The organism is Streptomyces achromogenes, from assembly GCF_030816715.1.
GTDB lineage: Bacteria > Actinomycetota > Actinomycetes > Streptomycetales > Streptomycetaceae > Streptomyces > Streptomyces achromogenes_A.
Map to the genome: position 1 here is coordinate 8467177 of NZ_JAUSYH010000001.1, position 14387 is coordinate 8481563.

Here is a 14387-nt window from a genome sequence, read left to right on the forward strand (position 1 = left end):
TGTCCGCCCGCCTGTCCGCCTGCCTGTCCATCCGCCTGTCCGCCCGGCTGTTCTGCCGCCCGTCACGCGCCGACCGGCGCCCGTGCGTCGAGGAGTCCCGCCTCGCGCAGGTCGGACCAGAGCCCGTCGGGGATCCGGGCGTCGAACGCCGCGGAGTCGAGCCGTACTTCCTCCGGGGAGCGCATGCCGAGCACGATGCCGGCGACCGCCGGATGCCGCAGCGGGAACGCCATCGCCGCCTCGGGCAGCAGCACGCCGTGCGCCTCGCAGACATCGGCGAGTTCGCGCGCCCGCCGCAGGACGTCCGGCGGGGCGGGCTCGTAGTCGAAGGCCGCTCCTTCCACGGGCCGCGGCGTGGCGAGCAGCCCGGAGTTGAAGACCGACGCGGCGAGGACGGACACCCCGCGCTCGGTGCAGGCCGGCAGCAGGTCGTCCAGGGCGCTGTGGTCGAGGAGCGTGTACCGCCCGGAGAGCATCACCACGTCGGGGTCGGCCTCCCGCACCAGCTCCGTCAGCATCCCGGGGTCGTACATGCCCGCTCCGACCGCCCCGACCACACCCTGGGAGCGCAGTTCAGCGAGGGCGGGGAAGCCTTCGCGCAGCGCTGTGCCGAAGTGTTCCTCGGCGTCGTGGAGAAGGAGCACGTCGACGCGGTCGACGCCCATGCGGGTGAGGGAGTCCTCCACGCTGCGCAGCACTCCGTCACGGGAGAAGTCCCACACCCGGCGGTGTGTCGCGGGCACCCGGAACCTCTCGTCGCTGCGGCCCCGGTGATCCTGCGGGACGAGGAGGCGGCCCACCTTGGTGGAGAGGGTGAACGTGTCGCGTGGCATCCCACGGAGGAACTCACCCGTGCGGCGCTCGGATTGGCCGATGCCGTAGTGCGGGGACGTGTCGAAGTAGCGGATGCCGCAGTCCCACGCGGCGCTCAGCGTCGCGGCGGCGGTCTCGTCGTCGAGCGGGGCGAAGAGGCCGCCGAGCGGTCCGCCGCCGAAGCCCAGCTCCGTGACCTCCACCGCGCTGCGCCCGAGACGGTTGGTTCTCATCCGGTGTTCCTCATCCGGTGTTCCTCATCCTGTGGTCCCCATCCATGTTCCTCTCCGTGCGTACGCGAACGCGGCGGACGCCGCTGCCGTGGCCGCGGCGCGCTCCCACGGGCTTCCGCGTGGGAGTGAGGCGGTCCGGGGGCGATGCCCTCAGCGGGCGATGCGGTGTTTCCGTCCGCCGCGGCGGAACCGGGCGGCGGCGTAGGCGAGGTCGGCGAGGAGCACGACGGCGCCGATGACGAGCAGGTAGAACAACCCGTGGGCCGCGAATCCGATGATGCCCAGGACGAGGGCCACGAGGATCAGGAACAGGAACAGGGTCATCGTCTCTCCCCATGGCGGACTTGTCGGCTTGGGCGGGCTTCGGCGGCCCCGCCGCTCAGCGGCGGGCGAGACGGCGTTCGCCGCCGGCGCCCGGCAGGTAGTCCAGTTCGTAGTGGGCGAAGACCTTCGGCTCGTCCGGTGCGAGCAGCTCGCCGTCGACCTCGATCGACGGGGCCTTCTTCACCGCGTTCTTGCCGTAGGCCACTTTCAGGTGCCCGGGGCCGACCGTCGCCCCGGCGAGCGGGACGAACACCAGGCGGCGGCGAGTGGGAAGACCGACGGTCACCGTGGCGAAACTGGGCATGTCGGTCCCGGTGTCCACATAGACCGCCTCCAGGACGCCGATCCTGTGCCCCTGCGGATCGACCACGTCGTGACCGCGCCAGTCACGGATATCGCCGGCTTCGAACATGAGCAACCTCCTCCGCCGGTGCGGGTACCCGGCTTCGCGTCGTGGATGTCACCGCGGCCGGCGGTGGGGGAGAGGTGACGGGCGGCGGCGGTCCCGGGCGGGTCCCGGCCGGTCACTGGGGGCGCGCCATCAGTATCGCGACGTCGTCCTGGGCGGGGTGCGGGAGCATCTGCCCGAGGACGTCGTCACAGAGCGCCGGGAGGGGCCGTCCGGGTCGCCGCAGTGCCCGGGCGAGCCGGTCGAGCCCCTGGTCGAGGTCGCGGTCCCGGGCTTCGATGAGGCCGTCGGTGTACAGGACGAGCAGGCTGCCGGACGGCAGCGGAACCTCTTCGGCCGCGAACTGCCGCCCGCCGGTTCCCAGCGGGGTGCCGGGCGAGCCGTCGAGGAAGGCGACCGCGCCGTCGCCCGTCACCACGGCCGGCGGGGGGTGACCGGCCCTGGCGACGAGGCATCCGCCGGCGCCGGGGTCGTGGACGGCGTAGACGCAGGTGGCCATCTGGTCCTCGCCCATGTCGGCCACGACGGCGTCCAGCGAGCGCAGCATGCGGGCCGGGTCGACGTCGTGCCGGGCGAGCGTGCGCACCGCAGTGCGGAGCTGGCCCATCACCGCCGCGGCATGGATGCCGTGCCCCATGACGTCCCCGATGACGAGCCCCGTCCGGCCGTCGGGCAGCGCGATGACGTCGTACCAGTCGCCGCCGACGTCGTGCTCGCTCGCCGGCCGGTACCGGCCCGTGAGCTCGAGGCCGGGGACGACGGGCAGCGCGCTGTTGGTCAGACTGCGCTGCAGGGTCAGCGCCGCCGCCCGCTGCCGGGTGTACATGAGCGCGTTGTCGATGTTGAGGGCGGCGCGCGCCGCCAGCTCGTCGACGAGCACGCAGTCCTGGTCGTCGAAGGGTTCACGGCTGCGCAGCCGCGTCACCACGATCGCGCCGAGGACCTTGTCCCGGGCGACCAGCGGGATCAGCCGCGCGGACCCGAGGCTCATGAGGTAGGCGCGCAGTTCGTCGGCGCGGGGATCGGTGACGAGCGCGGGCACGTCGGACCGGTAGAGGTTGGTGGGGCGGCCGTCCGCGATGACCCGTTCGTAGAGGGAGCCGGCCGCGATCCGGGAGGTCATGCCCGCACGGAGCTTCGCGGTCGGGGCGGCGGGATCGGGGAAGAGTGCGGCCATCCGCCGGACCACGCCGCGGGTGACGGCGGTGGACTCGTCGGGCGCCAGGACCTCTTCGAGGAGCTGCACGTCGGCGGAGTCGGCGAGCTGGGGCACCAGCATCTGCACGATCTCCTCGGAGGTCTGCCGCAGGTCCAGGGTGGTGCCGATGCGGGTGCCGACCTCCGCCAGCAGCGCGAAGCGGTGCCGGGCGCGTTCGGCGTCGCGTTCCGCCTGCTGGCTCTCGGTGATGTCGATGAGGGAGGCGATCACGCCCAGGGTCCGGCCGCCGCCGTCGAGAAGCGGGGCGTAGGAGCACGACCAGGTGCGTTCGCGGTCGGGGTCCGAGGGGGTCCGCCCGGTGCGGCGGACGTCGACGACGGCCGTGCCCCGCTCCAGGACCTGCCGCATCGTCGCCTCCAGCGCCACGGCGTTGACGCCGGGCACGACCTCGGTCAGCCGCCTGCCGAGGTGCTCGGCGGCGGAGGCGCCGTTCATCCGGGCGAGGGCGTCGTTGACCCGGAGGAAGCGCAGGTCGACGCCGAGGGTGGCCAGGCCGATGGGCGACTGGCTGAAGAGGCTCTCCAGGGCCGCGAGGGAGTCGCGCATGCGCAGGACCTGGGAGGTCTCCACGGCGATCAGCAGAGCTCCGGCCCGGCCCCGCGCATCGGCGGCCGGGACGATCCACATCTCCATGGTGACCTGGTGGCCGTCGCGGTGGCGCACCGACAGCGTGCCGACCACGGTCTCCCCGCCCTGGACGCGGTGGGTGAGGTGGTCGGCCAGCTCCCGGTTGCCCTCGGGCACCAGAAGGGCCGACGCGGGCCGGTCGAGGACGTCCTGCGGCCGGTAACCGAGGAGATCCTGGGCGGCCAGCGACCACTCCACGACGCGGCCGTCCGCGTCCTCCCGCCACAGCGCGATCGGAAGCAGCTCCCGCAGTACGCCCGCGTACCCGACAGCTCCCCGAGGCTGCTCGGGCGCCGCGCCCGCCCGGTGAGGGGCTTCCACCGCGGTACCTCCCCATCGGCATGGATCATATGAAAACACCATATCCGGAACATTCGGGGAAGAGTGGTGCCCGTGTTGCTTCGCGTGGGCCGCCGCGGAGATCGATGTGCGTGGCGTGCGCGTTCACGCGGGCGGCGACACCCGATATCGTCAAAGTGACGACATTGGGCGGGGTCGCCGTCCCCGCCACCCTCCGGGAGGACCGCCATGCCCGCCGCACTCCGCCTTCCCGCCCGGTCCGGGGCCGGCGCCGTCCCCGGCGCCGGCGTCACGACGGTCCGTCTGCTCCCGCAGGACCCCGAGTGGCTGTGGGACTTCTTCATGACGCACGACCTGCTGCTCGCGCCCCTCCACGCGGCCTGGGCGGCCCGCAGGCACGGCGTGGGCGAGGACATCGCGCCCGCCCGGCCGCCCGGGCTGGAGAACCTGACCGGGCTCGACGCCCCGGCCGCTCTCGATGCCTGGGCCCGCGTCCACCACGCCCTCCCGCCGGCCCTGCGCTGCCGCGCGCTCCTGCACGACGAACGGGCGGTGCCCACCCGCCGCGGCCCACTGCGCGCCCCCGACGGCAGACCGCTGATCCCACTGCACGCCGTCACCGTCGCCGAGGACGATCCGCGCGCCCTCGGACGCGTACGACGCGCCGTACGCGCCGGGGCCAGGGCGATGCCCTCGCTCGTGGTGACGAGGCGTCCCGACGGATCGGCCGACGTCCACGGGGTCGCCTCGCCGGGCGACTACCGGGGCACGGTGGAGCGGACCGTCGCGGTCCTGTCCCTCGCTGCCGACGACGACACCGACGTGCTCACCGAAGCCCTCGCGCAGGCGACGACGACTTCCCGCACCGACCTGTCCGAGGTGCAGTACGCGGCCTACCGTCGCTTCGCCGACCGGCTCGCCGCGGCGGCCATGACCGGCCGGTCCGGCGGCGACCGGGCGCTGTTCAGAAGCCGGTACTGACCGGCGCCCGACGGCGTGCCCGCTCTTCGGGGGGTGGCCCGTGCCCCGCGCGGCGCGGCTCTCTGACAGGCTCGGGGCCGTGACGTACGTAGTGACCGTGGACACCTGCATCCCGGAGGGCACTCCGGAGATGGACCCGCTGCAACGCGCCGGCGCCGTGGCGCTCATCGAGGACGGATTCGCCGCAGTGAGGTCCGTCAAGGGACCGGAGGGGGTGGAAGTCGTCCTGCTCGACACCATCGTGGCCGTCCACCCGGGCGGCGCCCTGCTGAAAGTGATCGTGGACGCTCCGGCCCTGGAGTTCGCCGAGGACACCGTGCAGGCGCTCGTGGACGAACTGCTGGAGCGCTCCGCGCTGCTGGCCGACTGGACGATCGAGCGGTGCGAGGTCGAACTCCACCAGGATCTCGCCAAGGAGAGCCTCGAGGCGGCCGAGGGCCCCGATGCCCCGCCCGACGACCCGGCCGCCCGGAAGGCCCGGCACACCGCCGGCCCGTCGGGCGAAGGCCCGGCGAAGGGCGACGACGCGAAGACGGAGGCCGCGGCCGTCCGAACGCAGATGCTCCGGCTGGCCGAAGCGCTGCGGTCGTTCCCTCCTGCGACGTTCGGCGCGACCGGCGCGGACGAGGCGGACGAGGGGGGAGTTGCCGCACTCGCCGCCGGAGCCCTTCTCTACGCGACCGACATCCTGGTGGACGAACTGTTCGAAGACCTCCAGGTCCTCACCCAGGAGGATGTGGCCGTCGCCGAGTGCGAAGGTCCGTTGTGGCACCTCGAGCACCTTCCCGACCGCTACGCCCTCCAGTACGACGCCCGCTTCGCGCGCCGCTTCCTGGTGACCGTGATCGCCCTGACCACCCGCTTCACCGACGGCTCCTTCCAGCGGCTCAGCTGCGTGGCCGAGGGGCTCGCCCTGCGGTTGCTCCTGAACGAGACGGCCTCGACGCTGGAGCTGTACGGGCTCCTGGACGCCGACGTGTCGGCCGCTCTCGACGCGTTCGCCGACCGGGTGTACGAGGGCATGGACCACCAGTGGCTCTACGACGACGCCCTGGGCGTCGACGAGGGGGCCGCCGCCGGCGCCGGCCCGAGGGCCGCGCCGCTGGCGTTCAGGTCGTGGTTCACCCCCTTCGACGAGAGCCCTGCCGAGAGCGGCTACGTGCACCCGTCCGCGGCGGACGACGTCGTCTGAGCGGCCCTGCGGCGAACGGGCCAGGGAGGGGCGGGCCGGGAAGGGCGGGCCCGCGAGGGCCGGGGAAGGGCGGGCCCCATATCGGACCGTGGGGGGTCAGGAGTGAGTCCGGCCGCCGTCGTGTGATGCTGGCGCCATGACTGATCGAGGCGAGGTTTCCGTTGTCCGCTGGCCCGGCCCGACGCTTTCCGCGGACGACGGGCCGGCCGCGCTGCTCGCCGCCTACCACCTGCGGACGGAGGCGGAGAAGGGTGCGGCCGTCGCCGACGTGGACGCGTTGCCGGAGCGCTACCGAAGGGAGATAGCGGACCCGCGGACGGTGTTCGCCGCCGACGTCGTGCTCGTGGCGGTGATCGGGGACGCCGCGGTGGGCTGCCTGGTGGTGACGGCTCCCGTCGACGGGGGGTCCGAGATCAAGAGACTCTGGACGGACCCGGCGGTCCGCGGCCGGGGCGTCGCGTCCGGCCTGCTCCGCGCGGCGCTCGCGCATGCCGCGGAGAACGGCGTGGGCGTCCTGCGGCTGTCGGTGTGGGCCTGGCGGACCGGGGCCGTCGCCCTGTACGAACGGTTCGGCTTCGCCGTCACCGAGTCCTGGGACGAGCGGGACCGGCTGGTGTGCATGGAGCGCGCCGTGTGAATGGCCACCGCCTTGGATGTGCGGCAGGTGGCGGATGCCTCACGGGCCGTCGGCGCGAAGGAGTGGACCGGTCGCCTCACCGGGGTCGATCGTGGGCGACATGAACGATCATCGAGGTGCCATGAGTGACGTGCCGCCGCACGGCGAGGCCGACGAGATCCGTCGCTTCTGGGGGCGGCTCGGCCTTCCCGGGCTGGTCGACGTGCACACGCACTTCATGCCCGAGCGCGTCCTGCGCAAGGTGTGGGACTACTTCGACGGGGTCGGGCCCCTGACGGGCGGGCTGGAGTGGCCCATCACCTACCGGCGGGACGAGGCGGAACGGATGGCCCTGCTCCGGCAGTTCGGCGTGCGGGCCTTCACCGCGATGCTCTACCCGCACAAGCCCGGCATGGCCCCGTGGCTCAACGGCTGGGCGGCAGACTTCGCCCGCCGCACCCCCGACTGCCTGCACACGTCCACGCTCTATCCGGAGCCGGGCGTCGAGGCGTACGTCCGGGAGGCCGTCGAGGCGGGGGCACGCGTCTTCAAGGCGCACGTGCAGGTCGGAGCGTACGACCCGACGGACGAACTCCTGCGGCCGGCCTGGGCGTTGCTGGCCGAGGCCGGGGTCCCCGTGGTGATCCACTGCGGCTCCGGACCGGCGCGCGGCAAGCACACCGGGCCCGAGCCGATCGCGCGGGTGTTGTCGGCACACCCCCGACTGCGGCTGATCGTCGCCCACATGGGAATGCCCGAGTACGAGGACTTCCTCGACCTCGCGGAGCGGTACGAGGAGGTGCGGCTCGACACGACGATGGCGTTCACCGACTTCGCCGAGGAGCTCAGCCCGTTTCCCCGCCGGGCCCTGCCCCGCCTGGCCGCACTCGGCGACCGGATCCTGCTCGGCACCGACTTCCCCAGCATCCCCTACCGGTACCTCCACCAGTTGCACGCACTGGAACGCCTGGGCCTCGGCGACGAGTGGCTGCGGGCGGTGTGCCACGACAACGCGGCCCGCCTGTTCGCCGTGTGAGCATCACCGGCGAAGTGTGCGAACCACCGGCGAGGTGCGAGAACCCGTAGGACCTGGTGTCGTCGATGGTCGGCTTGCCGCCCTTCCGCAGGGCCCTGACCGGCGTCAGCCGCGTCGAGATCGCCCAGCACACCGGCCTCACCCCACAGACGGTCTCGGGCATCGTGGTCGACCTGCTTGGGCAGGCCGCTGGTCGTCAAGAAGCGCCCCACGCATCCCGGCGTCGAGCCCGCCCAGGTCGTCAAGGACTTGGCGGAACTGGTCGCCGACGTGCCGGCCGGGACGGGCGTCGGCCGCGACAAGGTCCTCGGGCTGGGCCTCGCCACTCCCGGGCCGATCGACCTCGTGTCCGCCCTGCTGGGCACGGCGGCGGCCCCCGGCGCCGTGCGATCGCCGGCAGACCGCTGCCGTTCGCCGGGCCGCCGGGCGGCTCGGGGCGTCCGGCAAATCCGATGGAGCGCGGCGTTTCGGCGCTCCTATAGTGGCCCGCATGCGCGCCTCCTACCCCCGAACCCCTCATTTGCCCTGGTCACCGGGCACGTCCGCAGACGATGTGCGGGCCGTCGGGCTGAGCGGGCTCGCCGGGCGGGAAGTCGTCGTCACCGAGAAGCTCGACGGGGAGAACACGACGCTGTACACGGACGGGCTGCACGCGCGGTCCGTGGACTCGGCGCACCATCCGTCGCGAACGTGGGTCAAGGCGCTCCAGGGGCGGGTGGGGGCGCGGATTCCGGCGGGGTGGCGGGTGTGCGGGGAGAACATGTACGCGCGGCACTCCATCCCGTACGACGAACTGGACGGCTACTTCTACGGGTTCTCCGTGTGGGACGAGCACGACCGGTGTCTGGGCTGGGACGAGACCGTGCGGTTCCTGCGGGCGCTCGGCGTGCCGACGCCGCCCGTGCTGTGGCGGGGTGTGTTCGACGAGCGCGCGCTGCGCCGACTGCGGGTGGAGACCGGCCGTCAGGAGGGGTACGTCGTACGGACCGTCGAGGGTTTCGCACGCGACGACTTCGCCGGACGGATCGCCAAGTGGGTACGGCCGGGACACGTCACCACGGACACCCACTGGATGCACGCGGCCGTCGTGGAGAACGGGCTCGGTCCACGGGCCGCGCTGTGGGCCGTACGATCCGGGGCGGACCCGGACGCGAGGGCACTGGCGGGGTACGTGGGAGTGGGCACGGCCCACGGCGAGGGGGGCGACGACGCGGACGCCCACACGGACGCGGACGCGGCCGCTGAGACGGGCGCGCGGCTGGCCGCGCTGGGACGCGGCGGGGAGGCACGTCTCGCGGGGGTGCTGGCCGCGCTGCTGCACCGCACACCGCGGGCGTCGCTGATGCGCCGGGCAGCCGGCCCCCTGGGGTTGCCGCCGGCGAGACGCGTCGCCGACCTGGTGGGCCTGCACACCGCGCTGCACCGGCCCTACCCCGACGCGGAGCGGCGGGCCGGGCTCGTACGGATGTCCTTCGCGGCCGACCTGGGGGTGCTGCACACCGTCGCGGCGGCGGTCGCGGGGGAGGATCGGGCGGCGCGCGAGCAGGTGGAGTGGTCCGCGCTGCACGCGGAGGAGGCGGGACTGCTCGCCGAGGCCCCGCTCGCGCCCCTGAGGTCCGGGCTGCGGGCCGCGCTGGCGCGGGACGGGATCGGCGGCGAGGCCGCGGACCGCTGCTGGGCGGAGGCACGGGAGGCATACGGGCGGGGGCGGATCCGCACGGTCGAGGAGGCCACCGCGGCGACCTGGCGGTGGCGCGCCGGGGACTTCCCCCGGCTGGTGCACCTCATGGGCCCCTCCGGCAGCGGCAAGAGCGCCTTCGCGGCGGGCCTCGACGGCGTCTCGGCGCGGGTCGAGCTGGACGCGCTGCGTGCGGCGCGCGGCTCGCGGGCCGATCAGAAAGCCAACGGGGCAGTACTGCGGGACGGCCTGGACCGGCTGGACGCAGCGCTCGCGGCCGGCGGCACGGTGGTGTGGGACGCGACGTCCCTCAACCCGCGGCAGCGTTCCCTGGTCCATGCCGTGGCGCGCCGGCGCGACGCACTGGTCACCCATGTCGTCGTCCTCGCCGACGAGGACGAGCTGGGACGGCGCAACGCCACCCGCGCGCATCCGGTCCCGTCGGACGTGCTGGCGGGGCAACTGCGCCGTTTCGTGCCGCCCTACCCCGGCGAGGCGCACCGCACCTGGTACGTGGGCGCGGACGGGACCGTGCAGGACCGCGACGGCACACTGGAGGGGGAGGACGCCTGATGCGTACCAGCGAGGAGATCTACCATCGGGTGTGCTGGGACGCGCGGTTCGACCCCGCGCGGTTCGTGTTCGGCATCCACCAGCGGGGCGCCGCGCCCAAGCGCGTGCCGCTGGCGACGTTCGTGCCGGGCGGCGAGATCCCCTGGCACCGGGTGCTGTTCGTCGAGGCGGACGGCGAGGTCGTGTGGGACCGCGCCACGGGGGTGGACCGCGTCGACGCCTCCGGCGCCGGCCGGGTCCGCGAGGCACGGCGGCTGCGGGCGCCCTTCTTCACGGCACGCACCCCGCACGCGTGGGACGGCCTCGCCGGGCGGTGGCTCCCGGCGGCGCACGACCGGGGGGAGCCGGTCCGGGACCGGATCCGGGTGCTGACCTGGAACACGCTCTGGGACCGCTACGACAGCGACCGCATCGACACCGCCCAGCGCCGTCCGCTGCTGCTGGAGGCGCTCGAGCGCGCCGACGCCGACGTCATCGCCCTGCAGGAGGTCGAGGCGGGGCTGCTGGCCATGCTCCTGGAGGCGTCCTGGGTCCGGGCCCACTACACCCTCGGCGCCGACCCCTACGGCAAGGACGTCGACGACTGTGGTCTGCTGCTGCTCAGCCGGCTCCCGGTGCGGGAGGCCGCCCTGCACGCCCTGGGCCGCCACAAGGCCGTCACCGCCGTCGTCGTGGACACCGCGGCCGGACCGCTGACGGTGGCCGCCACCCATCTGACGAGCGACCACTCCGAGGACGGCCCGGCCCGGCGCGGCGCCGAACTCACCCGGCTCGCCGAGGGATCGGCGGGCGTGCCGGGCGGCCTGGTCCTGGTCGGCGACTTCAACGACGGCGGGCCCGGCCCGGCGCGCACGCTCGGCATGCTCGACGCCTGGACCGAGACCCACGGCCCGCACGACGACTCGCCCACCTTCGACCCGGGCCACAACCCGCTCGCCGCCGTCTCCTCCCTGTCGGGCCGCGTCTCCCGGCTCGACCGCGTCCTCGTCCGCCCCGCCGACGGCCCGCGCGTGACCGGGGCGACGCTGCTCGGCACCTCGCCCACCCCTGCCGGACTGTTCGTCTCCGACCACTACGGGGTCGCCGCCGACCTGTACTGCGGTGTCGGCACGCCCGTCGACGTCCTCGACATCGCGCCGACGCCCCGTACGGCACTGGCATGGGTGCCGCCGGGCGAGCTGTGGCCGGCGCTCCAGGACGTGCGCCGGGACCACGACGTGCAGATCAGGCGCTGGCCGCCGCACGTCAACGTGCTCTTCGGGTTCGTCCCCGAGGCCGACTTCGAGCGGGCGGTTCCGCTGCTCGCCACGGCCGCCGCACAGGTCGAGCCGTTCACGGCACGGCTCGAGGGAGTGCACACCTTCGCCCACGGGCGCGACGCCACCGTGTGGCTGGACCCGGCGGCGGACGACGGGACGCCGTGGGCGGAGCTGTGGCAGGCGCTCGTTCGGCGATTCCCCCACTGCCGTGGACGCCACGACGGATTCACCCCGCATCTCAGCCTCGGCCGGACCGGCGACCCGCACGCCGTCGCCGCCGACTGCGCGGCCCGGCTCGCGCCGACGACCGCCCGCGTCGGCGAACTCGTCCTGCTGTCCCGGCGGGGCGACGAACCGATGCGGCCGCGCGCCACGGTCGCCCTCGGCACCGGCGAGGTGAGGTGGCTTCCCGAGCCGGACCTCGGCCGGCCTGACCGCGGACGGGAGGACTGGGCCTCGCCCCCGGCCGACGCGGACGTCCGGCCGGCCGCCGACGAACCGGCGGCCCGGCACGTCGTGCGGCGGCTCGCGGACGCGCTCGGCGAGGGCGTCGTCCACCTGACGGGCTCGCGGCGCATCGGCTGCGCCCTCGCCGGAGCGGACCTGGACCTCGTCGTGGCGCTGCCCGGCGCCGTGGAACTCGCCGCGGTACGGGAGCGGGTGGTGGCCGCGCTGCCGCAGGCCGCACGGATGCGCGAGGTCGTCGGCGCGCGCGTGCCGGGACTGCGGTTCCACGCCGAAGGCCTCGACGTGGACCTGGTGGTCGTCGCCACGGGGACGGTGCCGGCGGCGGAAGCCCTGCCCCGGCGGGCCGAGTTGGGCGAGGCCGCGGCGGTCGCGTTGAGCTCGGTGTCGGACGCGGACGCGGTCCTCGCGGCCGTGGGCGCGCACCGCCTGCCGGCCTTCGCGGAGCTGGCCCGGGGCGTCAAGGCGTGGGCGCGGGCCCGTGGCCTGGACGGAGCGCCGTTCGGCGGCCTGCCCGGCGTGGCCTGGGCGGTGCTCGCCGCGCACACGGTCTGTCGGTCGCCCGACGTGCGGCACCCCGACGAGTTGCTGCGACGGTTCTTCGGCACCTGGGCGGCATGGGACTGGCGCGAGCCGGTCGGCCTCACCGGGGACGGGCGCGAGACCGGAGAGACGCATCACCACCACCGGAACCACCACCACCGGAACCACCACGACCGGCACCACCACAATCCACAGGCGCACCCGGCCCACCACGCCCTGACCGTGCTGACGCCCAGCGCACCCGTGCGGTCCTGCACCGAGCAGGTCGGCCCGCACGGCCGGGACCTGGTCAGCCGCGAGCTCTACCGGGCCTGGGAGACGGTGGAGGAAGCCGCCGGGTCCGGCGCCGATCCATGGCCCGCGCTGCTGTCCCCGCCGCCCCTGCACCGGCGGCACGCGGCATGGGCCGTGGTGACCGTGCGGGGGCGGCGGACGCGGGACTTCGACGAGCTGAACGGGCGGGTACGCGGACGGCTGCGCGCGCTGCTCACGGCGCTGGAGGAGGCGGGGGTGGAAGACGCCCACGCCTGGCCGCGGCAGTTGCCCCCGGTGCCGGCGTCCGACGGGGAACCCACGGGCGCGCGCTACGTCATCGGGCTTGGACGCACGCCACCCGGCGCGGAGCGGCTGGCGGACATGGCCGGCCGATGGGCGACCGGTCTGCCGGGCGTGGAAGTGGCGCACGTCGACGCGGGAGCGGTCCCCACGCTGCGATGAGCACCGCGGCGTGGGCACCGGCGCTCCCTTCCGGCCTGCGCGCGGCGGCGCCCACCCACCGTCGACGCGGGGCGGTCAGCCGGCCTTCCGCGCGACGAGCCGGACGGGCACCTCGGCGTACGTGTTCAGGATCGTGTTCTGCGCGATCACCGGGTCGCCGGTGAGCTCGATCCGCTCGACGGAGTCGAGCAGCGCGTGGATCAGGGCGTGCAGCTCGAGGCGGGCGACGCCGTGACCGACACAGCCGTGCGCGCCGTAACCGAACGCGAGGTGGTCGCGCGGATTGCGGCGCAGGTCGAACTCGTCCGCGCGCTCCCACTTGCGTTCGTCACGGTTCGCGGAGGCGAACAGGGCCCACACCCGTGCGCCCTGCGGGATCGTCACCCCGCCGAGCCGCGTGTCGCGCGCGGCGACACGGGTGAGGCCCCGCACGGGAGTCTCGAACCGCAGGAGTTCGTTGATCGTCGAGGCCACGAGCCCGGGCTCGGCGCGCAGGGCGGCCCACTGGTCCGGGCGCTCGGCGAAGACGACGAGCAGATGGCCGATCGCGGCGGCCGTGGTCTCCAGCGACGGGCCGATGAAGTCGACGAGGAGGAGCGGGCACTTCTCCCGGGGAATGACACCCTGCTCGGCGGCCTCGAGCATGGCGGCCCCGGGACTCCCGGGCGCGAGCTCGCCGTTCGCCGCGAGCTCGTGGGCGAACGCGAAGAGACGCTGCGTCATCTCCATGTTGTGCGGGGTGCGTTCCGTGACCGGGCCCAGCAGGTCGTTGCCGACCTGGCCCCACTCGTAGAGGTGCTCACGGCCCCTGTCGGGCAGGCCGAGGTAGTCGGGTATGACCAACATGGGCATCGCCTGCGCCAGTTCGGCGACGCCGTCGATCGCACCCCGGGCGACGACCTCGGCGACGAGGCCCTGTGCCTTGCGGGCTATCTCCTCGCCGCGGCCCTGCACGGAGCCCGGCCGCAGTCCCGCCCCGACGACGGAGCGCAGCACGTCGTGCTCCGGCGGATCGCTGACCAGGGTGACGCCCCGCATGAGCCGGTTCACGTCGGGATCGAATCCCACGCCCTCGCCGGAGAGGAACGTGTCGTGGTCGGCCAGCGCGGCCTTCACCTCGTCGTACCGCGTGAGCGCGTAGACGTCCGGTTCGCGCAGCCGGACGACGCCGCCCAGCTCCCGCAGCTGCCGGTACTGCTCGTAGCGGATGCTTCGGTCCGAGGACGCGAACATGTCGATCTCTGCGCAGGGCACGACAGCCATGGGTCTCTCCTGGAGGTGCGTGGGGGGATGGTCGACGAACTACACGAGGGGATGGCCGACGAACTGGGCGCGGGGAAGGGGTGGTCGACGACGTTCCTTTCGTGCCGGGCCGGCCGGACAACCTTCCTGATCTTGCTCG

At 74.1% G+C, this 14387-nt stretch carries 11 protein-coding genes; 6 read left to right on the forward strand and 5 right to left on the reverse strand.

What is annotated here, in order from left to right; genetic code table 11:
* Nucleotides 1-62: 62 nt before the first annotated feature.
* From QF032_RS37175 to QF032_RS37190, 4 genes are all read right to left on the reverse strand, one after another.
* Nucleotides 63-1046, reverse strand: a complete 984-nt coding sequence (locus QF032_RS37175; RefSeq protein ID WP_307048853.1) for an aldo/keto reductase — start codon at nucleotides 1044-1046, stop codon at nucleotides 63-65.
* A 150-nt stretch (nucleotides 1047-1196) separates the two neighbouring features.
* The gene (locus QF032_RS37180) at nucleotides 1197-1370 is read right to left on the reverse strand and encodes a hypothetical protein (protein WP_306946007.1); all 174 of its coding nucleotides are present in this window, start codon (nucleotides 1368-1370) and stop codon (nucleotides 1197-1199) included.
* 55 nt (nucleotides 1371-1425) lie between these two features.
* Complete coding sequence (locus tag QF032_RS37185; RefSeq protein WP_307059517.1) at nucleotides 1426-1782, reverse strand: PRC-barrel domain-containing protein; 357 nt, start codon at nucleotides 1780-1782, stop codon at nucleotides 1426-1428.
* A 112-nt stretch (nucleotides 1783-1894) separates the two neighbouring features.
* A complete protein-coding gene (locus tag QF032_RS37190) occupies nucleotides 1895-3946 on the reverse strand; it encodes a SpoIIE family protein phosphatase (protein ID WP_307059520.1) in 2052 nt (683 codons plus the stop codon).
* Nucleotides 3947-4153: 207 nt separating this feature from the next.
* Between QF032_RS37190 and QF032_RS37195 the strand changes: the two genes are divergently transcribed.
* From QF032_RS37195 to QF032_RS37220, 6 genes are all read left to right on the forward strand, one after another.
* Nucleotides 4154-4906, forward strand: a complete 753-nt coding sequence (locus QF032_RS37195; RefSeq protein ID WP_307059522.1) for a hypothetical protein — start codon at nucleotides 4154-4156, stop codon at nucleotides 4904-4906.
* Nucleotides 4907-4985: 79 nt separating this feature from the next.
* The gene (locus tag QF032_RS37200; RefSeq protein ID WP_307059524.1) at nucleotides 4986-6098 is read left to right on the forward strand and encodes a hypothetical protein; all 1113 of its coding nucleotides are present in this window, start codon (nucleotides 4986-4988) and stop codon (nucleotides 6096-6098) included.
* 136 nt (nucleotides 6099-6234) lie between these two features.
* Complete coding sequence (locus QF032_RS37205) at nucleotides 6235-6735, forward strand: GNAT family N-acetyltransferase (RefSeq protein WP_307059526.1); 501 nt, start codon at nucleotides 6235-6237, stop codon at nucleotides 6733-6735.
* 100 nt (nucleotides 6736-6835) lie between these two features.
* Nucleotides 6836-7750: an amidohydrolase family protein gene (locus QF032_RS37210; RefSeq protein WP_307059528.1), complete on the forward strand. Its 915-nt coding sequence runs from the start codon at nucleotides 6836-6838 to the stop codon at nucleotides 7748-7750.
* A gap of 490 nt (nucleotides 7751-8240) precedes the next feature.
* Nucleotides 8241-10001: an RNA ligase family protein gene (locus QF032_RS37215; protein WP_307059530.1), complete on the forward strand. Its 1761-nt coding sequence runs from the start codon at nucleotides 8241-8243 to the stop codon at nucleotides 9999-10001.
* Nucleotides 10001-12985 carry a poly(A) polymerase gene (locus QF032_RS37220; protein WP_307059532.1) on the forward strand — a complete coding sequence of 995 codons (2985 nt, stop codon included), beginning with the start codon at nucleotides 10001-10003 and terminating at the stop codon, nucleotides 12983-12985. The genes QF032_RS37215 and QF032_RS37220 overlap by 1 nt, the downstream gene beginning before the upstream one ends.
* Nucleotides 12986-13060: 75 nt before the next feature.
* Here QF032_RS37220 and QF032_RS37225 read toward each other — a convergent pair whose 3' ends face one another.
* On the reverse strand, nucleotides 13061-14248 hold the full coding sequence (locus QF032_RS37225; RefSeq protein ID WP_307059534.1) for a cytochrome P450: 1188 nt from the start codon (nucleotides 14246-14248) through the stop codon (nucleotides 13061-13063).
* Nucleotides 14249-14387: the final 139 nt, after the last annotated feature.

Excerpts from the sequence above, each read along its gene's own strand:
- QF032_RS37220 (WP_307059532.1), top strand. The coding sequence starts at position 10,001 with ATGCGTACCAGCGAGGAGATCTACCATCGGGTGTGCTGGGACGCGCGG.
- QF032_RS37175 (WP_307048853.1), bottom strand. The coding sequence starts at position 1,046 with ATGAGAACCAACCGTCTCGGGCGCAGCGCGGTGGAGGTCACGGAGCTG.
- QF032_RS37185 (WP_307059517.1), bottom strand. The coding sequence starts at position 1,782 with ATGTTCGAAGCCGGCGATATCCGTGACTGGCGCGGTCACGACGTGGTC.
- QF032_RS37180 (WP_306946007.1), bottom strand. The coding sequence starts at position 1,370 with ATGACCCTGTTCCTGTTCCTGATCCTCGTGGCCCTCGTCCTGGGCATC.
- QF032_RS37225 (WP_307059534.1), bottom strand. The coding sequence starts at position 14,248 with ATGGCTGTCGTGCCCTGCGCAGAGATCGACATGTTCGCGTCCTCGGAC.
- QF032_RS37215 (WP_307059530.1), top strand. The coding sequence starts at position 8,241 with ATGCGCGCCTCCTACCCCCGAACCCCTCATTTGCCCTGGTCACCGGGC.
- QF032_RS37205 (WP_307059526.1), top strand. The coding sequence starts at position 6,235 with ATGACTGATCGAGGCGAGGTTTCCGTTGTCCGCTGGCCCGGCCCGACG.
- QF032_RS37210 (WP_307059528.1), top strand. The coding sequence starts at position 6,836 with ATGAACGATCATCGAGGTGCCATGAGTGACGTGCCGCCGCACGGCGAG.
- QF032_RS37195 (WP_307059522.1), top strand. The coding sequence starts at position 4,154 with ATGCCCGCCGCACTCCGCCTTCCCGCCCGGTCCGGGGCCGGCGCCGTC.